This window comes from Sorangium sp. So ce145, from assembly GCF_051525985.1.
In the GTDB taxonomy this organism is placed as follows: Bacteria; Myxococcota_A; Polyangia; order Polyangiales; family Polyangiaceae; genus Sorangium; species Sorangium cellulosum_B.
Window position 1 is genome coordinate 11,519,084 of the sequence record NZ_CP150315.1, and the last position, 20,121, is coordinate 11,539,204.

The 20,121-nt window shown below is 72.7% G+C and carries 16 protein-coding genes; 14 read left to right on the forward strand and 2 right to left on the reverse strand.

What is annotated here, in order from left to right; genetic code table 11:
• Positions 1-171: 171 nt before the first annotated feature.
• Positions 172-1,644 carry a hypothetical protein gene (locus tag WMF34_RS42820; protein ID WP_437991418.1) on the reverse strand — a complete coding sequence of 491 codons (1,473 nt, stop codon included), beginning with the start codon at positions 1,642-1,644 and terminating at the stop codon, positions 172-174.
• A gap of 253 nt (positions 1,645-1,897) precedes the next feature.
• Here WMF34_RS42820 and WMF34_RS42825 point away from each other — a divergent pair, with 253 nt between their 5' ends.
• The 12 genes from WMF34_RS42825 to WMF34_RS42880 all read left to right on the forward strand — a co-directional run bounded on the left by WMF34_RS42825 (position 1,898) and on the right by WMF34_RS42880 (position 16,433).
• Positions 1,898-4,075: a type VI secretion system Vgr family protein gene (locus WMF34_RS42825; RefSeq protein ID WP_437991419.1), complete on the forward strand. Its 2,178-nt coding sequence runs from the start codon at positions 1,898-1,900 to the stop codon at positions 4,073-4,075.
• Positions 4,076-4,118: 43 nt separating this feature from the next.
• Positions 4,119-5,348, forward strand: a complete 1,230-nt coding sequence (locus tag WMF34_RS42830) for a TIGR02270 family protein (RefSeq protein WP_437991420.1) — start codon at positions 4,119-4,121, stop codon at positions 5,346-5,348.
• Positions 5,345-7,471, forward strand: coding sequence for a DUF2169 domain-containing protein (locus tag WMF34_RS42835; protein WP_437991421.1), 2,127 nt, complete (start codon positions 5,345-5,347; stop codon positions 7,469-7,471). Before WMF34_RS42830 ends, WMF34_RS42835 begins: the two co-directional genes overlap by 4 nt.
• Positions 7,472-7,473: 2 nt before the next feature.
• Positions 7,474-8,493, forward strand: coding sequence for a DUF2169 family type VI secretion system accessory protein (locus tag WMF34_RS42840; RefSeq protein ID WP_437991422.1), 1,020 nt, complete (start codon positions 7,474-7,476; stop codon positions 8,491-8,493).
• Positions 8,490-9,551 (forward strand): hypothetical protein, encoded by a 1,062-nt coding sequence (locus tag WMF34_RS42845; protein WP_437991423.1) that lies wholly within the window; start codon positions 8,490-8,492, stop codon positions 9,549-9,551. The genes WMF34_RS42840 and WMF34_RS42845 overlap by 4 nt, the downstream gene beginning before the upstream one ends.
• Before the next feature lie 12 nt (positions 9,552-9,563).
• Positions 9,564-10,049: a DUF4150 domain-containing protein gene (locus WMF34_RS42850; RefSeq protein WP_437991424.1), complete on the forward strand. Its 486-nt coding sequence runs from the start codon at positions 9,564-9,566 to the stop codon at positions 10,047-10,049.
• A 96-nt stretch (positions 10,050-10,145) separates the two neighbouring features.
• Complete coding sequence (locus tag WMF34_RS42855) at positions 10,146-11,558, forward strand: hypothetical protein (protein ID WP_437991425.1); 1,413 nt, start codon at positions 10,146-10,148, stop codon at positions 11,556-11,558.
• 75 nt (positions 11,559-11,633) lie between these two features.
• Positions 11,634-12,143, forward strand: a complete 510-nt coding sequence (locus tag WMF34_RS42860) for a hypothetical protein (protein ID WP_012240970.1) — start codon at positions 11,634-11,636, stop codon at positions 12,141-12,143.
• Between the two features lie 14 nt (positions 12,144-12,157).
• The gene (locus tag WMF34_RS42865; protein WP_012240971.1) at positions 12,158-12,574 is read left to right on the forward strand and encodes a hypothetical protein; all 417 of its coding nucleotides are present in this window, start codon (positions 12,158-12,160) and stop codon (positions 12,572-12,574) included.
• Positions 12,571-14,934 carry a glycosyltransferase gene (locus tag WMF34_RS42870; protein ID WP_437991426.1) on the forward strand — a complete coding sequence of 788 codons (2,364 nt, stop codon included), beginning with the start codon at positions 12,571-12,573 and terminating at the stop codon, positions 14,932-14,934. Before WMF34_RS42865 ends, WMF34_RS42870 begins: the two co-directional genes overlap by 4 nt.
• Positions 14,924-15,418, forward strand: coding sequence for a hypothetical protein (locus WMF34_RS42875; RefSeq protein WP_012240973.1), 495 nt, complete (start codon positions 14,924-14,926; stop codon positions 15,416-15,418). Before WMF34_RS42870 ends, WMF34_RS42875 begins: the two co-directional genes overlap by 11 nt.
• Positions 15,419-15,749: 331 nt before the next feature.
• Entirely contained in the window at positions 15,750-16,433 is a 684-nt protein-coding gene (locus tag WMF34_RS42880) for a hypothetical protein (protein ID WP_437991427.1), read from the forward strand.
• A 477-nt stretch (positions 16,434-16,910) separates the two neighbouring features.
• Here WMF34_RS42880 and WMF34_RS42885 read toward each other — a convergent pair whose 3' ends face one another.
• Entirely contained in the window at positions 16,911-18,482 is a 1,572-nt protein-coding gene (locus tag WMF34_RS42885; RefSeq protein WP_437991428.1) for an MYXO-CTERM sorting domain-containing protein, read from the reverse strand.
• 299 nt (positions 18,483-18,781) lie between these two features.
• Here WMF34_RS42885 and WMF34_RS42890 point away from each other — a divergent pair, with 299 nt between their 5' ends.
• Positions 18,782-19,390 (forward strand): hypothetical protein, encoded by a 609-nt coding sequence (locus tag WMF34_RS42890; protein ID WP_437991429.1) that lies wholly within the window; start codon positions 18,782-18,784, stop codon positions 19,388-19,390.
• The gene (locus WMF34_RS42895; protein WP_437991430.1) at positions 19,390-19,950 is read left to right on the forward strand and encodes a hypothetical protein; all 561 of its coding nucleotides are present in this window, start codon (positions 19,390-19,392) and stop codon (positions 19,948-19,950) included. The genes WMF34_RS42890 and WMF34_RS42895 overlap by 1 nt, the downstream gene beginning before the upstream one ends.
• Positions 19,951-20,121 lie beyond the last annotated feature (171 nt).

A 20,121-nucleotide genomic window follows, 5' to 3' on the forward strand; every position in this document is an offset into this window, starting at 1 on the left:
GCATGCCGGTCGACCTCCGCGCTGCGCTAGCGCGACGAACGGGTTGAAATGGCATGCAAACAGCAAGAAATTGAACCGCCAAGGCGCCAAGGACGCCAAGATTTTATTGTCTTCTTGGCGTCCTTGGCGCATTGGCGGTTCATTCCCCTGGTTTCCAAGCTGGTCGGTGCTCTAGATGCGGGCGTTCGTGCGCATGTTCCATAGCTGCACGAGGGCCTGCGGGTTCGACGATTTCGGATAGCCGGCGAGCGCGGCAGCGAACAGCCCGTCGATCGCGCCGGTCTCCCATGTGGCCGCGTCGGCGAACGGCCCGCCGCCATAGGAAGGGTCGTAGAGCTGCCCGCCGTGCACGACGATGAAATGGTTGAAGAACGCGGGTGGGGGCTCGGGGTTCCGCTGGCCGGGGATCCCGGGCAGGTTGACCACGTCGGTCCACATGCGGTGGGTCCACGGGGCGGGCTGCGTGGCCGCGTTCCACTGCCAGTTCTTCACGAGGAACCCCTGGGATCCCGAGGTCCACGCCGCCACCGTGACGACGACCACCACCTTGTCGGCGGTGGTGATGCCGTGGACCTTGAGCATGTCGATGAAGAACTCGGCCCACGAGCCGCACTGCCCGCTGCCGTCGGCGCTCGCGAGGAGCAGGCGCGTGTTCGTGCACGTGGTCGTGTTCGGGTTCCAGTACGTGAGGCCCACGCCGTCGCGCTTGCGCGTGAGCGCCCGCGTCGCGAAGGGCGCGAAGCTCTGGGACACGACGCGCCCCTCGGTCGTCTCGCCCTGCGCCGCGCGGCACGAGATGTCCACGAGCGTCCAGTGGACCGTGCCGGCCGGCGCGCCGAGCACCGCGTAGACGAGGTGCGCCGTCGTGCCCGCGCCGACCCAGCCGGTGCCGGCGGCGTTCGCCTCCCACGCGATCGTCAGCGGATCGTAGCAGGCGACGACGTTCGGCAGCGGCGCGCTGCTCGTCATCGAGGGCGTGGAGACGTCGACCGACCCGGGCGACACGCTGACCGTGCACGTCCATTCGAGCGTCACACCGCCGGCCACGGCGCGGCCGCGCAGCTGCACGGACTCGGTCCCGCTGGGCGGCCGGAGCACGCGCAGCACCACGGCCAGCGGGACGCGCGCGCCGCGGACGTAGCAGACCGGCGATTGATCCGCCGCCTGACGGGTGCTCAGCCACTCGGGGGAGGCGAAGTTCCCGAGAGAGTCCCGCTCGACCGCGTGGTTCGCCGCGAAATCGACCTGGATCACGCCGACAAGCGCGTGGACGATGGGAGGCGCCTTCGGCGACGGCTGCACCGGCGGCGGCACCTCGAGCGGCCTGCGCGCCTCGGGGGCGCGCGGCGGCGGGCCGCGGAAGGCGAGGATGCACCCCGTCCGGAGCAGCTCGGCGACGCGCTCGCGGAGCAGGTCGAGCTCGCGCGCCGCGTCGAGCGACACGATGCCGGCGCCCGCGGCGCACAGCTCGCTCAGGAGATCGACGCGCTCGCGGTCCGGCTCCTCCGAAGGGAACCACGCGGGCACCTCGAGGGCGGCCAGGTGCGGCTCGATCGGCTCCGCGCCCTCGGGCAGGACCGCGCCGGCTGCGCGGACGAAGCCGACGTCTCCGTACGCATCGACGACCTGCCAGACGTTGCCCATGAATCCGCGCGATCCGCTGTCCGCTGTTCCCCCGGCGCCCGATCTGACTAGGCCCGCCCTCGCCGTGCGTCAACCGTTCGTCCACCGTGCGTCAAGCAGTGCCGGCATGTCGACGGCATGTAAGCCGGCATGTGCGCCGGCATGTGCGCCGGCATGTCGACGACGTCGGCGCGCGTGAATGTGCCCACCCGGCCGGCGAGCGATGGTAGGCTCGACGGCTCGGGCTCCGGGACGTGCGAGGGCGAGGCGACCGATGGCGGACGGTGCGATCGAGTTTGATTTCGCTGTGGAAGGCGCGACCGATCCGTGGCGCGTCGCGCGGATCGAGGGCCATGAGGGCATATCGCGGCTGTTCCACTTCCGCGTGACCCTCGCGTCGACGGACGCCGCGCTGGCGTTCGACGGGCTGGTCGGGCAAACGTGCCTGCTCACGATCCGGACCGACGCGTCGACTCGGTACATCCACGGCATCGTCGCGCGCTTCGAGCAGCACGAGGAGGGGCGCGCGGTCACCACGTACCTGGCGACGGTCGTCCCGCGGGCGTGGCGCCTGCAGCACCGGCACGACTACCGCATCTTCCAGGAGGCGACGGCGCCGGAGATCATCGACAAGGTGCTCCGCGCGGCGGGCCTTTCCTCGGACGATTTCCGCATCTCGACGGCGATGACCCACGATCGGCGGGAGTACAGCGTGCAGTACGCCGAGACCGACTGGGCGTTCATCAGCCGCCTGATGGAAGAGACAGGCATGTTCTGCTTCTTCGAGCACAAGGCCGACAACCACGTGCTCGTCTTCGGCGACGCGCCGTTCGTCCACGAGCCCATCGACGGGCCGAGCGTCGTGCCGTACCGGGCCGCCGGCGGGGCCCTCGCCGCGCGCGAGGCCGTCTCCCGCTTCTCGATGGCCGAGGAGGTCCGGCCCGGCAAGGTCACCGTCCGCGACTACAACTTCCAGAAGCCCAGCCTGAGCCTCGAGGGGGAGGCGGAGGCCGACCGCGACACCGATCTCGAGGTGTACGTGTATGCCACCGAGCACGATCTGCCCGAGGAGGGCACCCAGCTCGCGAAGCTCCGGCTCGAGCAGCTCCAGCTCGTGCGCCGCACCGCGGAGGGGCAGGGGAGCGTGCTCCGGTTCGTGCCCGGGGCCACCTTCACGCTCGAGGACCACGGCCGCGAGAGCTTCAACCGCGGATACCTGATCACGCGCGTCGACCATTTCGGCTCGCGGGCCGTCGGGGGAGAATCGCAGGAGACCGTCGTCGGGTACTCCAATCGATTCCAGTGCATCCCGGACGACGTGCCCTACCGCACGCCCGTGCAGACGCCCAAGCCGACGCCCCGCGGCATCCAGACGGCGATCGTGGTGGGCCCGGCGGGCGAGGAGATCCACACGGACATCTATGGCCGGGTGAAGGTGCAGTTCCACTGGGACCGGAAGGGGCGCCGCAACGAGCAGAGCTCGTGCTGGATGCGGGTGAGCCAGATCTGGGCGGGCGCGGCGTGGGGCTCGATGTACATCCCGCGCATCGGCCACGAGGTCGTCATCGACTTCCTCGAGGGCGACCCGGATCGCCCGCTGATCGTCGGGCGCGTCTACCACGGCGCGAACGTGCCGCCCTACGCGCTGCCGGCCGAGAAGACGAAGAGCACCATCAAGTCGGACACCTCGCCGGGCGGCGGCGGCTCGAACGAGCTCAGGTTCGAGGACAGGAGAGGCGCGGAGGAGATCTACCTGCACGCGCAGAAGGACTGGAACATCGAGGTCGAGAACGACAAGACCCAGTCCGTCGGCCACGACGAGCGCCTGACCGTCGGCCACGACCGGAAGAAGCGCATCGACAACAGCCAGTGGGAGTCGATCGGCGCCTTCAAGACCACCGAGGTCGGCGAGGATCACAACGAGAAGATCGGCGCGAACCGCACGCTCGGCGTCGTGAAGAGCGAGAGCGTGGATATCGGCGAGGACGCGAGCCTGAAGATCGGGCAGAGCCGGAAGACCGACGTCGGGAAGGACGACATCGAGTCGGTGGGCGGCAAGCGCGAGCTCACGGTGGGCGGCGAGGAGACCGTCAAGGTGGGTGATCGCGCGACGCTGGAGGTCGGCTCGAAGCGCAACACGACCGTCGGCAGCGACGACTCGCTGTCGGTCGGCGGCACCGAGACCCGGAACATCGACGTGGACGCGACAGAGTCCGTCGGCGCGAAGAAGACCGTCAAGGTCGGCGAGAAGTTCACGCTGGAGTGCGGGAGCGGCAAGATCATCGTCGACAGCTCCGGCAAGATCACGGTCGAGGGGTCGGACATCACCGTGAAGGGCTCGGGCACCGTCAAGGTCGAGGGCGCCAAGGTCGAGGTGAAGAGCGACGGCGACGTGAGCGTCAAGGCGGGCTCGAACGTCAAGATCTCGGGGAGCGGGGTCGACATCAACTGAGCGGCGTCGCGCAGGATCGGAGCCGAGGCGGATGGTTCACGAGGTGGTGGCTGATCACGCGGAGATGGCGTCGTTCCTCTGGGAGCTCCGCGAGATGGCCGTGAGGTCGCACCACTACACGCTGGCCGATCTCGCGGAGCTCGAGGAGCGCGTCGAGGCCCACCTCGATGGGCTCCGGATCGCGGGGGAGCCCGGCTGGGAGCTCACGCTGGCCGCCCTCTCCACGAAGGATCCGGGCGCGTTCTTCGCGGCGGCCATCGCCGCGGTCGAGGCGCGCGACTTCCCGGGCTTCGCGGCCGTGCTCGACGCGACGGAGGAGGCGGACGAGCCCGCCGCCGGCGTCGCGGGCGCCCTTGCGTGGGCGTCGCCGGCCGACGCGTTCGCGATCGTGGCGCCGATGCTGTCGGGGGCGCAGCCGCCGGCGCTGCGCCGCCTGGCGCTGGCCGCGTGCGTCGCGCACCGCCGCGATCCCGGGCAATTCCTTGGCTACGCGATCTGCGACGGCGACGCGGCGGTCCGCGCGCTGGCCTTCCGCGCGGCCGGCGCGCTGGGCCGCGCCGATCTGGCGGGCGAGCTCCGCGGCGCGTGGGGCTCGGACGACGAGGCCGAGCGCTTCTGGTCGGCGTGGGCCGGCGCGCTGCTCGGGGCGCGCGGCGCGGACGAGGCGCTGTGGAGCGTCGCCGGGCGGAGCGGCGCGTTCGCCGAGGAGGCGGCCGACTGCGCCGCCCGCGTGAGCCCGCCGGGCGAGGCCCGCCGCCGGATCGAGGCGCTGATGCGATCGCCCGGGCTCGGGCGGGTCTGCCTTGTCGCGGCGGGGGCGCTGGGTGATCCGGCGCTGCTGCCGTGGGTGCTCGACCGGCTGGACGTCGCGCCGCTCGCGCGGCTCGCCGGCGAGGCGCTCTCGCGCGTCACCGGCGCGCCGATCGAGGGGGCGCTGCGCGGGGCGCCGGCGCCCGGCTTCGACGCCGGGCCGAGCGACGATCCGCGCGACACGAGCGTGAAGATGGATCCGGACACGCAGCTGCCGTGGCCGCACGGGGCGAACGCGCGGGCGCTCTGGGCGGCGCACCGCGGGCGCTTCGCGTCGGGGGTGCGCCACGTGGACGGCCGCCCGCTGGACGAGGGCGCGCTCGATCGCGTGCTCCGGCTCGGCGGCCAGCGGCGGCGCGCGGGCGCCGCGTTCGAGCGGGCGGCGCGCGCGCCCGGCCGCCCGCTGTTCGACGTGGCCGCGCGGGTCGAGCGGCAGAGGGCCGCGCTCGGGGCCTCGCCGTGAGGGCGCCGCCCGCGCCGCGCGCCCTCGGGCACGCCGCGGCCGCGGTGCGCCCCTTCCGCTCCCGGGGGCGGGTGATGCTCGCGGTGGTCGTCAAGGCGACCTTCCGGCTCGAGCACAAGCGCGCCATGTCGCCGCTCCCGCCCGCGCCGATCGTCGCGGCGGACGTGCGCGCGGCGCGCGCCGCGGCCGACCCGCGCGCCGCCGTCTCGGCGGCCGCGGAGATGGCCCCGTTCCTCCCGCGCGCGGACATCCTCCTCGGCGGCCACGCCTGGGCCCGCGGGCGGAGCCCGGCGCCGCTCGTCCCCGTCCGCCTGCGCGTCGGCCTCGACGCGGCCGTCCTCCTCGACAAGTCCCTGCACGTCTACGGCGACCGCGGCGGCAACGGCCGCGGCGCCCCGCAGCCGTTCCTCGCCATGCCCCTCGGCTACGAGCGCGCCCTCGGCGGGGCGGCCGACCCCGACAACCCGGCCGGCGTCGATCCGCGCGCCGGCCGCGCGCCCAACATCATCGATCCCCGGCAGCCGACGCGCGCCGCCGGCCTCGGGCCGATCGCGGCGCACTGGCCCGCGCGGCAGCGCCGGCTGGGAAACGCCGATCCGCGCGGCGTGCAGGCCCCGTGGCCCGTGGTCCCGGACGGCTTCGACTGGGCGTATTTCCAGGCGGCGCCGGCCGATCAGCAGACGCCGTACCTCCGGGGGAACGAATGGATCCTGATCGAGGGGATGCACCCGGATCTCGACCGCATCGAGGCGTGGTTGCCGGGCCCCGTCGCCGAGGCGCGGGTCGCTTTCGAGGGCGCGGCGCAGCCGCAGGTGTTGCCGCTGGTCGCCGACATGCTCGTGATCGACGCCGATCGCTGGCTTTGCTCGCTCGTGTGGCGCGCCAGCGCGCTCCTGCCGGGCGAGGAGGCCCTCGCCAGCGTCCGGGTCACGGCCAGGGTCGCGCTCCCGGGCGAGGCGGTGCCGTGGGACGTCGCGGCAGCGCCGCCGGTCCGCGCGGAGCGGGCGCAGGCGGCGCCGCAGCGGGCGCAAGCGGCGCAGGCGCCGGCGGCGGCGAGCCCGCAGCGGGCGGGGCGCGGGGCGGAGCATCCGCTGGCGGGGACGGTGGCGCTCGATCCGGAGGAGGCGCCGGCGGCGGCGAGCCCGCAGCGGGCGGGGCGCGGGGCGGAGCATCCGCTGGCGGGGACGGTGGCGCTCGATCCGGAGGAGGCGCCGGCGGCGGTGAGCCCGCAGCGGGCGGGGCGCGGGGCGGCGGACCATCCGCTGTCCGGGACGGTGGCGGTCGATCCGGACGAAGGGCCGCCGAACCCCGCCTTGCCGTTCCGGTCGCCCGCGGCCTCCGCGGAAGCTCCGCGCCTGGCGAGGTCTGGCACGGCGGAGCTGCCCGCCGCAGCGGGGACACCGCCCGCGGAGCCGCGGCGCGGCGGCCTGCCCTTCGTGGCGCCGGCGGCGGCGGGCGCAGCTTCCAGGGCGCTGCCGTTCGCGCCCGCCGCCCCGTCTTCTCCGGGCGCCCGCGATGGCGCGGCGGCGTGGGCGCTGCCGTTCGCCGCCCCCGCCGCGGCGTCGCCTGCGGCGCCGGTCCGAGCGCCGGCGGCGTCCGGCGTGCTGCCGTTCGTCTCGCCGGCGGCGGCATCCGGCGCGCTGCCGTTCGCGCCAGCGCCGTCCGCGCCCGTCCCCGCTGCTCCCCAGGCGCCGTCCGCGCACCCTCCCGCGCCGTCCGCGCCGGAGCGCTCCTCGCCGTGGGTGTCGGGCGCGGCGCCCCACGCCGCCTCGGAGCCGCGCTCGCCGTGGGTGTCCGGCGCGGCCGCGGCCCCGGCGCCCGTCGCCTCGCCGCCGCCCGTCGCGCCGTCGTACGCCCTCGCCCAGCCGCGCATCGCGCCGTCGTACGCCCTGGGATCATCGCCCGCCGCCGCACCGTGGCCCGCCACGGCGGCCGCGGCCGCGGCCGCCGCCCCTGCCCGGCGCCCCGCGCGCCCGCGCCGTCCGCGCCTCGCTCCGGACGCGCGCCCCTCGTCGGAGCCGCTCATCCCCCCGCGCAAGCGCCGCCCCGCGAAGGTCGCGGCCGACGGCCTCGGCGCCTCGTTCCTCCGCTCGGTGCCCGACGCCGCGCCCTCGCCCACCTGAACATGGACCTCCGCAACCGAACCCCCTTCGTCGCCGAGCGCATCGTCCACGTCGACGCCGCCGGCGCCGAGGTGCTCGTCGTCCTCGTCAAGGCGACGCTCGCCATCCACGCCGGCGGCCGCCTCGCGCCGGCGGCCGAGCAGGTGCCGCTCCAGCACGCCGACGCCTTCCACGGCGAGCCGGGCCTCTCGAGCGTGCGCTACGAGAGCGACCTCGCGCCGCACAAGCCTGGCACGGACGTCGTGGTCCTCGGCCACGCGTACCCTCCCGGCCGCCGCGACGCCGAGGTCCAGGTCTCCGTGCGCGTCGGTCCGATCCGCACGACCCTCGCCGTCTTCGGCGACCGCACCTGGGCGCGCCCCGCGTCCCCCGCGCCCTTCGAGCGGATGCCGCTCGTGTACGAGCGCGCGTTCGGCGGGCGGGACGAGTCCGCGGAGTCCGCCGCCGACCATGAGGTCGAGCCGCGCAACCCCGTCGGGCGCGGGTTCCGGGCCCGCCGCTCGCTCGTCGACCTCGCGCAGCTCGCCATGCCGAACCTCGAAGATCCCAGGAAGCCGCTCCGCTCGCCGGACGATCGCCCCGAGCCCGTCGGCCTCGGCTTCATCGGGCGCAGCTGGCAGCCGCGCCTGCGCTACGCCGCCACGGCGCCCGATCCCGCGTCGCCGCCCCCCGCCGGGTCGCCGCCTCCCGCCCCGTCGCCGTTCCTGCCTGCCGCCTTCGACCCGCGCTACCACCAGGGCGCGCACCCGCGCCTCGTGGCCACGCCGCACCTGCGCGGCGGCGAGCCGGTCGAGCTCGTGCACCTGAGCCCCCTCGGCCCGCAGCGCTTCTCGCTGCCCCCCGCGGCGCCTCGCGCCGTGGTCCTGATCGACTCCGAGCGCCGCCCGCTCCCGCTGGTCCTCGACACCGTGGTCCTCGAGCCCGACGACCTCCGCGCCGTGCTCGTGTACCGGGGCGCCATGCCCGTCGGTCGCGATCTCTTCCGCGTGCGCCGCATCGAGGTGGAGCCCGCGCCCGCATGAGCACCGGAGCCGTCATCACCGCCGCCGGCATGGTCACCGCCCTCGGCGACACCGCCGCGTCGACCACCGCCGCGGTCCGCGCCCGCCTCACGCGCTTCCGCGAGTGGCCGAGCTACCCCTGCCTCCCCGCCGACCCGCCCCGCCCGGAGGAGCCCTTCTCCGTGGTCGCGGCGTACACCGATCTCCCCCGCGCGCTCGACCTCCCGGTCCGCTTGCTCGCGCTGGCGCTCCAGGACCTCGCCACCTCCGGCGACCTCGCGCGCGCCGACCTGGAGGACGCCTCGTTCTTCCTCGCGCGCCCCTCGCCCGGCCCCGCCGCGCACCACCACGAGCTGCGCGACGCCTTCCGGGAGCGGCTCGCCGACGCCGCCGGGGTCGACGCCGTGACGCGCGGCCTCCTCGCCCCCGACGGGCACGCCGCCATGCTCCTCGGCCTGGCCCACGCGGCGCGCGCCGTCGAGGCCGACCCCGGCACGCCCTGGATCGTGGCCGGCGCCGACTCCCAGGTCGACGTGGGGCTGCTCGAGGCGCTCGACCACGCGCGCCGGCTCAAGAGCCGCCGCAACCTCGACGGGTTCATCCCGGGCGAGGCCGCGGCCGCGCTGCTCGTCGAGCACCGCCGCCGCGCCGAGGCCCGCGGCGCCCCCATCCTGGCCGAGATCGAGGGCTCGGGCGCCGGGCAGGAGCCCCACGCCATCGAGAGCGGCGATCCCCCCTCGGGCGAGGCCCTCGCCGCGGCGCTCGCCGCCGCGTGCGCCGCGGGCGGCCCGCCCGCGTGGGTCCTCTGCGATCTCAACGGCGAGAGCTACCGGGCCAAGGAGTGGGGGCTCGCGCGCGTCCGCGCGCCCGCGCTCCTCGGGGGCGTCCGGGCGCTGTGGCACCCCGCCGACGGCTACGGCGACGTCGGCGCCGCGACCGGCGGGTGCCTCGCGGCCGCGTGCGTGCGATCGTTCGAGCGCGGCGCGTCCCCCGAGGCGCGCGCCGCGCTCTTCGCGGGCTCCGGCGACGGGACGCGCGCCGCCGTGTGCCTCGTCTCGGCTGCAGCGAAGAGGGCGTGAAGGAGGAGCGATATGCCTGTCACCGTAGGAGTCAACTCACGCACGGTCGTCCACGCCGCGAGCAACGGAATGACCATCGCTTTCCCGGACGTGTGCCTCACCCCCGCGCCGCCCGCCCCGCCGGTCCCCATCCCCTATCCCAACATCGCCATGTCGTCCGACGCCGCGAGCACCGCGAAGAACGTCAAGGCCGACGGCAACCCCATCTGCCATCAGGACAGCAACTTCTCGCGCAGCAGCGGCGACGAGGCGGGCACGAACGGGGGCGTCGCCTCCGGCGTCAACATGAACAAGGCCGAGTTCATCAGCTACTCGTTCGACGTCAAGGTCGAGGGGAAGGGCTGCGCCCGCGCGCTCGATCTCATGCTCCACAACAGCAAGAACACCCCGCCCACGCCGCTCGTCCAGCCGCCGCTCATCGTCATCGTCATGGAGGAGCCCCCGCCCGCGCCCGACAACCCCAAGGACTGGGGCGTCGACAAGATCGAGGTGTTCTGAGGGGGCGGCCGCGGCGCGAGCCTCGACCCGCGCCGCGCTGATGGACTGATGGACTGATGCACCGGACTCCCCGCTGATTCGTCCTGGAGCTCTCGCATGCCGACGATCAAGCAGTACGTGAACCTCCCTGCCGCCGCGACCGGCGTGAACGGCCCCGTGCGGCAGCTGCGCGTCACGCCCAACCAGGTGCCCAACGTCGCGCCCGGCGACCGCGTGGACTGGTGGATCGAGCCCGACCCGGGCAACGAGAGCCTCGCATTCCAGTCGCTCACCGAGCGCACGCGGCTCGCGCACGGCGCGGCCCCCGGGGTGACGGTCGGGCTTGGGCACCACTTCGACAACACGCTCACGTTCACGCACATCGGCGGCGACAAGTACACGATCAAGGCGTCGCGCGACGGGCAGCGGGCCCAGTTCCTCGCCACCGACGAGTTCCAGACGTGGCGAAAGCTCTATTATACGGTCTGGTACTCCGGCGCGCAGACGCTCTCGACGTACAACAACATCGATCCGCGGTTCGTGGGCGAGTTCGCGCGGCACTTCATCGAGCTGGAGCGCAGGGCGGTCCTCCCGGCGCTCGCGACCGTGGACTCGGCTCGCGTCGACTTCCAGAGCCTGTCGCAGCAGGCGGCCAGCTCGCCGACCTTCGACTGGCCGTTCATGAACGGCGGCCCGAACGCGCTGCTCAACCTGCGCGTCGGCGGCGCGCCCCCCGGGGGAGGCACGCTGACCGACAAGCCGCTTCACATGGCCTTCCTGCTGGTGCCGAACTGCTATTACACGCAGCTCCAGCGGCACGCGTTCCCCACGGCGAACAACGCGGTCGGGAGCGTGACGACGTTCCGCACCGTGTGGCGCGACCCCATGAACGGCAACAACTTCATGTGGACGGCGCAGGCGTCGTGGCCGGCGGCCGGCGCCACCGACGTGCGGGCGTACTTCACCTTCACGCCCGGGTCGCCGAACCGCGTGAACTGGAACCTCACCACGCTGCCGGGCCTCACGGCGCACCTCGCCACGCCGGGCAACACGTACAACCTCACGTTCTCGTTCATCTGGAAGAGCTCGATCAACGGCTACAGCTGGGGCAATTTCTGCGTCGTCGGGTGCACGGGCCCCGGCCGGAGCGAGACGGCGGTCCTCGGCACCTTCGTCCACGAGATGGGGCACGGCATCGGGCAGACCGTCCGGCAGGAGCCGCAGTACAGCGCGGCCGGCGTGGCGCTCGCCACGCAGCTCGCCAACCCCCGCTGGTACACCGACCAGTTCGGCGGGCAGGGCCCGCATTGCAACACGAACGCGGGCCTCACGCCGGACCCGTCCACCACGTCGGGCCAGCGGTACGACTGGTGGCCCGCGCTCGGCGCGGGGCGGCTCTGCACCATCTACCACGCCGGCCATAGCAACCGCGACGACGGCGTCTTCTGCCCCGTGTGCGCCCCGCGCATCCGCCGCGTGCGCCTCGATGCGCCGGCGCAGACCTCCCGCAGCTGGAACCACTTTGGCTGAACCGCGCGGGCGGGGCGGGGGCGCGCTGCTCCCTCGGCCCCGCGCCCCGCGTCGCACCCACGTCGAGAGGACCCCATGGAGATCGAACCCCGGACACCCTTTGGCTTCGCCCCGCACGGGGGCTCGCCCGAGATCGCGGCCGGCAAGGAGGCCATCCGACTCGCGATCTCGCGGGTGTCCTTCGCGGCGGGCACGGTGGAGCTCGACGTCTCGGCCTCGTTCCTGTTCCCGGACGCCGTCGCGAGCCGCTACCGCGACGTCGAGGAGTCGATGGTCCTCGTCGTCCACGACATCGAGCAGGCGGACGGCGGCGCCTTGCTCGCGCGCAACACGTTCATCGAGTTCCCGGCGGGCGAGCGCGACGGCCCGAACCAGCTCGCCGAGCCCGCGCTGCCGATGCCGGGCCGCGGCAGCCTCGCGTCCGAGGGGTACCAGGGCGCCTGGCTCAACGTCACCGTCGCGTTCCCCTGCGCCGTGGCGGTGCCCCGTTACCGGCCGAGCGTCTATGTGTACCTCGTCCTCGAGAACTACGTGTCGAACGTGATAGGCATCGATCTCGTCGACAAGAAGGCCATCGAATTCTGACCGGCGGTGAACCCATGCTCGTCCGATCCGTCTCTTTCGGCCTGACCGCGGAGACGCCCGCGACCTCCGGCGCGGGCGTCGTCCTCGCCCAGCCTGGCCCGCCCACCGTCGAGGGCGGCGCCCTCGTCCACGTCGTCCACGGCAGCTCGCGTGTGCCCGCCGTCGATATCGAGGTCGAGCGCGCCGAGGTGCTCCGCGGCGTCTTTCTCACGCTGATCTATGCCCCCGCGCAGGGCGGCGTCACCGTGCCTCTGCTCGGGCCGAGGCTTGTCTTCCCCGACGACATCGACGACGTGGGCGCGGACCTCGTGGGCAGCTTCCGGTGCGAGATCGTCCTGGCACCCCGGGTCGGGGCGTTCTATCTGCACGCGGCGTATCGCCAGTACGTCTCCAACGTGGTTCGCCTCATGGCCCCGCCCGGTGCCCGATGACGCCTGTTTATTCCGTTATCGTCGTCACGTGGAACAACCTCCAGTACACGGCGCGATGTGTGGACGCCCTCCTCCGCACGCTCCCCTCGGACGCGGAGGTGATCTTCGTCGACAACGGCTCGGAGGACGGCACCCCCGCTTACCTGACCGACGTCGCGCGCCGGCTCGGGGACGCCGCCAAGACGGTCTTCCTGGACGAGAACCTCGGCCTGGCCGGCGGCGCGAACCGGGGACTCGAGGTCGCGGCCGGGGAGTACCTGGTGCTGCTCGACAACGATGTCGTGGTGACCCCGAGGTGGCTGGAGGGGCTGCGGGAGTGCATGGAGGAGGCGCCGCGGATGGTGCCCGGCGCGCGGCGCGTCGGGCTCGTCGGGCCCGTGACGAACAGCGCGCGCGGCCCGCAGAAGGTGCAGAACCCGCCGCCGTTCCAGCCGGAGGCGCTGAACGAGCTCGCGGCCGAGCACCGCGAGGCGTTCCGCCGGCGGTGGGCGCCGTCGTTCGCCCTCTCGACCTTCTGCCTGATGATGCGCCGCGAGGTGTACAGTGAGATCGGCGGGCTCGACGAGCGCTTCTTCCCGGTGGGCCACGAGGGCGCCGACCTCGCCTTGCGGGCGCAGGAGCGCGGCTTCGAGTGCATGATCGCGAGCGACGTGTACGTGCACCACGAGGGGAGCGCCACGCTGAGCAAGGCGTTCCCCGGCGCGCAGGGCGGCCTCGGGGGCGCGGAGCTCTTCTTCGAGAAGTGGCGCGCCCGCCGCGCCGGGAAGACGCGGCTCGTGGCCGCGTACCGCGTCCGGGACGCGGAGGCGACGCTGCGCGAGAGCCTCGACGCGACGGCGCGGTTCGCCGACGCGATCGTCGTGCTCGACGACGGCTCGACGGACGGGACGGGGGCGATCGCGCGGTCGCACCCCGCCGTGGCCCGGTACGAGCGGACGGAGCTGCCGCCGGGCGTCGACGATCGGCGCGATCGCGACCGCGCCTTGCAGCTGGCGGCGGAGCTCTCCCCGGACTGGATCCTCGCGGTCGACGCCGACGAGGTGTTCGAGATGGACCGCGCGCGCGCCGAGCGGCTCATGCAGCTCGCCGATCCGCACATCAAGGCGCTCGGCTTCCACTGGTACACGTTCTGGGAGCCGACGCGCACGTACTTCCGGGCGGACGGCGCGCTCGGGGCCATGTCGGGGTACCGCATGTACCGGAACGAGCCGGGCCTGCGCGTCGCCCGGGGGGCCGAGGGGGGCCTGCCCGGCGGCGGCATCCCCGAGATGCCGGACGGGTGCGGGCGCTTCACCGACGTCCGCGTGCGGCGGCTCGGCTACGACACCGAGGCGTCGCGGCAGGCGCGGCTCGCGCTCCACGCGCGGCCGGACCCGTACGCGCCGCCGCGCGCGGGCGCGCCCCCCGAGCTGGCCGATCTCGCGAGCAACACGGTGACGCTGCGCAGGTATGCGCCCGCGTCCGGCGTATCGCTCTGCATCATCGCGAGGAACGAGGCGGAGCGGCTGGAGCGGTTCCTCGCGTTCCTGGAGCCGTTCGTCGACGAGATCTGCGTCGTCGACAACGGCAGCGACGACGCGACGGTCGAGATCGCGCGGAGGTTCACCGACCGCGTGCGCGTCCACAGGACGGACCGGCTGGACCTGGCCGAGGTGCGCAACGTGGGCCTGGAGATGGCCACGCGGCCCTGGATCCTGAGCCTGGATCCGGACGAGGAGCTCGCGCACTGGGATCTGCCGCGCGTCGTGCGGCTCATGGACGACCTCGACGTCCACGCCTATTCCTTCGAGATCGCCAATCATCAGAAGGACGGCCCGCCCGTCATGACGATCGCCGTGCGGCTGTTCCGCAACGACGCGCGGATCCGGTACGGGCGCGCCGTGCACGAGACGGTGCAGCCGAGCCTCGACCGGCACCCGGAGCTCGTCGTCCGCGCGGCCGGCGTGGAGATCCAGCACTACGGCTTCCTGAAGGACGACGGCGTCATGGAAGAGAAGCTGTCGCGCTACCTCGAGGCGAACCAGCGCATGCGCGAGGAGGATCCGGCGGATCCGATGCCCTGGTACAACGAGGGGCTCCACCTCCTGAACGACGGCCGCGACGACGAGGCGATCGCGTTCCTCGAGAGGGCGATGGTGCTCGGCCAGCGCTTCCTCTCGCCGCGATCGAGCCTGGCGCAGATCTACCAGCACCGGGCGCTCGCGCTGTGGCAGAGCATGGTCGCCGAGCTCCCGCCGGGTCACCCCGTGCGGCCGACGGCGGAGGAGAGCGCCGCGGCGCTGGGCCGCATCACGCCGGCGCGGATGCTGGTGGGGCAGGCGCGCCGGCGCAGGCTCCAGGGGCCGTCGCATGGCGAGTGAGGGGCGGCGCGCGTTCATCGCGCAGGTCACCGCGGGGGCCGGCCTCGTGGCGCTAGGCGGGTGCGGCGGCGCGCGCGGGGCGGGGAGCGCGATCGACGGGGCGAGGGGCGCGGCTGCGGCGGGGAAGGTCGCCCCTCCGGCACCGGCCGTGGCGGGCGCGGCGGCAGTCATCGAGGCCACGCTGCGGGGCGGCGTGCTCGCGCTCGGCTATCGGTACCCGAGGGCCCTCGGCGAGCGGATCGCCGCGCCATGGGCCGCCACGCTCGTGGTCGCCATCCACCCCGCGTCGGCGTCCCCCGCCTGCCGGAGCCTCGCGAGCGGCGCGCTCCGCACCGAGGCTCCCGTGCTGGATCAGGGGATGTTCCGCGCGGCGGCCGAGGTCGATCTGGCGGCCTTCTTCGGCCTGAAGGCGCCGTTCGTCCGCTACGTGCACGCGTCGTTTCTCCACCTCCGGTCCGGCGTGCTACGCGTCGCGGCCGGGTGAGCTGAGCGCGAGCACGTCTGTCGTGACCGAGCGCGTGGCGCGTGCAGCTCGAGGCTGCGCGGGCTGCTGACCTGGGCATTCTCGTTCATTCGTGGGAGAGCAATGGTGTCCTCCGTCCGGAGAGGCTTCGCCCGACGACGGGGACACAGGGGAGACATCGGGGTTCCTTCTGTCTCTCTGTCTCCGTGTTCGGGTGACAGGCGTGCCCGATTGCACATGGCTACGCTGTGGGTATCGTTGCCGCCGGGAGACATTCCTTGATTTGATATTTCAATCGTGCCCACGTCGAGGACGGAGCATGGCTCCGTCCCTCGTTGAGAAGGAGAGCGCCATGAAGAACAGCGCGAGGAACCTCGTGGCGATGATCGTGCTCGGCCTCGGGGTCATGGCTCCGACCCGAACGGGGCCCGCCGGCCCCAGGCCCTACCGCGACCTGAGCGCCCAGTGGTGGCAATGGGCAACGTCGATACCGACCCCCGACAACCCGCTGACCGATACGACCGGGGAAAATTGCATGGTCGGGCAGCGGGGCGATGTCTGGTTCCTGGCCGGCGCGGCCTTCGGAGGAGAGGTGACCCGAAGCTGCACCGTGCCCGAGAACAAGAAGATATTCTTTCCGATCGTGAATATCCTGGCGTGGAATAGCCCGAACGTGTGCGGGCAGGACTCGGAAAACCTGAGCGTCGACGAGCTGTTCGAGGGGATACACCCGTTCATCGAAGGCATAACCGACGCGTACGCCACGGTCGACGGCCGCCTGGTCAGGCATGTGCGCCGCGTCCGGTCCGACGCCTTCGAGATCACGGTGCCCGAAGAGAACCTGTTCGACGCATTCTGCCCGGAAAACGTGCCCGCCGGGATATATTCGCCCAGCGTCGACGAGGGGATCTACGTGCTGCTCCCGCGCCTTTCGCCAGGCGAGCACACGATCGTTATCAACGCCGAGAATTCGGACGCGGGGTTCGATCTCCATATCACGTACAAACTCAACGTCGAACCGGTGTTGCTGGAATAGAGCACCTCGGTTTCGGGCGCGCAGGGCCGGCCGGTGTTCCTCGGCCCTTCACGCGGAGAGCAGCGTGGCCGCGGGCGCCTGCGTCGCCTGCGCCTGGCCCTGCGTCGTCGTGCGCTTCGCCTGCGCCGCGCGCCCTCAGCGAAGTCGATCGCGCAGGCCGAGCCTACGGTGCGAGTTGAGCCGACCCTGATCTCGGTCTTGCGCCGGGGGCGGCTGTTCGACGGGGAGTTGTTTGCAACGTCACGCTACGTCGAGTGGGCCGTGCTCATGAAACGCACCTTCGTGTTCGATGCGTTGCGCGTGGGCGCGCAAGTAGTGTGGACAGGCAGGCTCTAGAGCGACAAACGGGTTGAAACCTCAGAAAAGAATAGGAATTTGAACCGCCAAGCGCGCCAAGGACGCCATGATTGTGTTTCGTTCTTGGCGTCCTTGGCGCCTTGGCGGCTCATTTCTCGCTCGATCAACGTGATCGGTGTCCTATCGGGCGCCGCTCGGCGGTGAGGAGGCCTGTCGTCGCCGGAGGGCGAACGCGGCGAGGACCGCCGTGAGGAGGCCAAGGGTGTGATTCCCGCCGGCGCCCGCGACGCGGCAGCCGCAGCCCTCTGCGTCACTGGAGGCGTCGCCGCCCCCGCCGGCCGCGCCGGTGCCGCTGCCTGCGCCTGCGCCCGTGCCGCCTGCGCCGCCCGCCTCACCCCCGCCCGAGCCGGTGGTGCCGCCGCCCATCCCGCTCGATCCGGCGGCGCCGCCGCCCATCCCGCCCGATCCGGCGGCGCCGCCGCCCGCGCCCCCGTCGCCGGAGGGCCCCGGCGGCGGCACCGTCGCGCAGTCGCCGAGCGAATGCTCGAGCGCGCCGAGCGTGAAGCTCCCGCTGCCCGGCCGCCCGCGCGCGCAGTAGTCGTCGGTCACCGTGGCCTCGGCGGGCGCTTCGCCGACGAGCGACGCCACATCCCCTTTGAGGTGCAGGTCGCCGAGACTCGGATCCTCGTACCACGTTTGGAACGTCGCGAGTCCCACCTCGGCCAGGTTGTCACTCTCCTCGTGCGTGGCCCCGTCGCGGTCGCGGATCTTGCCCGTGAGCACGTTGCCGCGCGCGACGCCGCTGGTCGTCGCGAAGCGGAAGTCGATCCCGCTCGTCGCGATCAGCGTATTGAAATGAAGCCGCGTGTCCGCCGCGCGGTTCAGATAGATCCCGACGTCCGAGCAGCTCGCGATGATGTTGTTCCGCATCGTCCCGCCGGTGTGCTCGACCTCGCAGGGCACGTCGGGGTCGTAGGCCGGGGCGCAGTACTCCGCCCCCGTGCCGCCGCCGCCGAACGACAGCCCGATGCGCGCCCCGTCCGGCGAGCCGGCGGTGGTGCAGACGACGAGGTTGCGCTCGAAGAGCCCGTCCGAGCCGCCGCTCTTCATGAACGCGGCGTAGCTGACGGTGTCGCCGCCGTCTTTCTGGAAGTCGTGCAGGTAGCTGTCGCGCACGGTCCAGCGCTTGCCGCCGTCGATGTTGATCTTGGTGACGGGCCTGCTGGTCCTGCGCGGGTGGGTGTCGAACAGCTCCGAGCGCTCGATCAGCCCGTCGTCGGGGGCCGTCCAGACGCCGTCCACCTGCGCGGCGTTGATCTTGATCTGGGCGTTGAAGTCCCGCACCCTCGAGCGGCGGAGGGTGAAGCGGCTCGCAGCGCCGAACACGTGGAAGGCATGCTCGCAGTCCGAGTCGTCGGCGCAGACGCCGCGGATGTCGAGGTCTTCAAAGTGCCAGTTCGGGCCGCTGACCTTGAAGCCCTCGAGGCCCGACAGCTCGACGATCGCGCCGAGCGGCTCGGCGGCGCGCACGACGATCGGCGCGGCCTCGGTGCCTGCGGCCGCGCAAGAGACGCCGTCGAAGGCGTAGGTGCCCGAGGCGAGGACGATCTCGTCGCCGGCCTTGGCCGTGCCGATCGCGGCGACGAGCTCGTCGGTGGTGCCGACCGGCACGACGGCCGCCGCGGCGGGGGCGGCGACGAGGAGAGAGGTGAGCAGGGCGAGCGGGGCGACGGGCGCGCGGCGTGGCGACATGGCTGCCAGGATGCGCGGGTGCGCTCGTCCGTCAAGACGGCGCGTGCAACGTGTGACATGCGCCCCGAGCACGCCGCCCCAGCCCTGCGACGGGGCAAGCGGGTGTCTGATGGGCCAGAACAAAGATAGCTCGCCAGGCGCCGGCCCCGCGGGGCTTGACACGGGCGAAAGTCCTAGGGTTTCCTGTCCGCTGGATCCGGGTGAGTGTCCTCCCCGCAGGGAATTTCGCGGTGCGAGAGCGGCCCGTTGTCGCGCCTCTCCAAAGGCGAGTAATCTCTTTCTGAGATAGCAAACACGACATGAGCACGTACGAACTTCTACAATGGTTGGGGCTCGGGGCGGGCGCCCTCGTTCTGGTCGCGATCGTGGCGGGCGCGATCAAGCTCTCGCGCGCGACGGACGCGATCTGGCCGAACTGTGCGACGAGGTACGGGCTGACCTTCGATCAGCAGAACGAGGGCAACGCGCTCACGTCACAACGTAGCGTCAAGTCGCTCACCGGCGCCGTGCAGAACGTGCCGCTCCGCGTCATCTCCACCTGGAGCATGGTGGGCAACACCAGAACCACCTCCACGGCCTTCTATGCGCGCTCGTTGTATCCGGCGCCGCATCGCTTCTCGCTCCAGATCACGCGCGGCGCGGGTGGCCCGCAGTATCACCTGGTGCCGACGGGCGACCCGAACTTCGATCGCATGATTTCGCTCAGGAGCGACTCGCCCGCCCTCACTCGTGCGCTCATGAACTCGGCGGTGCAGGCAGCGCTGCTCAAGCTGCCCATGAATCAGGTCGGGCTCTCTTACGACAACGGCGAGCTCTGTCTCTCCTACGGCGGTCAGCCGCTGAAGCCCGCCGAGCTCGAAGCCCCCATCGACGCCCTGGTCGCCCTGGGTCACTCGAGGCTCGCATGATGGCCTCACCCGCAGACCCGCGGCAGGCGTACCTCCGAGACCTCGGAGCGGCCCACGGCTTCACGCTCGAAGAGCTCGAGATGAACCGGCAAGGGCGCCTTCATCCGGCGCAGGCCAAGCGCGGCAAGAGCTCCGGCATCGGCTCCGGGGTGTTCTTGCTCCTGCTCGGGTTGCTCGTCGCCGCCGGGGGGGTCGGAGGTGCGCTCTACCTCCACGACGATTACTCGAAGCCGATCTCCGACACCGACATGAACGGGCTCTACGCGCTCGGCGGGGGCGGCGTCGTGCTGGGCGGGTTGCTCGGTATCGGCGCGCTGTTGACGTTCTTGAAGGTCAGCGCGAGGCGCAAGGCGTACGCCCAGAGCCCCGCGCTGGTCGCGCAGGGTCCGCTCCAGAAGGTGCACATCGACGGCCGCGGCGGCATGCCGAGCCAATGGCGCTACGCGATCGGCGGAGTCGCCTTCGTCGTCCCGCAGAAAGCGTGGGAGCTCACGACGCACGGCGCCCACTACCGCGTGTATCACCTGGCGGGCGATCTTCTGAGCATCGAGCCGCTGTGAGAGCTCGGGGCGGCCTCACGTGATCGCCTCGATGGCCGCGCCATTGACGTCGCTCCCGACCTGAGCTTCGACGCCGCGTAGCTGAGCACACGACGCCCGCCGTCATGGCGAGCGAGCGCCGCCGTCGTCGAGGCGCACGGCTGAGCCCGGGGCACGCCGCCCCAGCCCTGC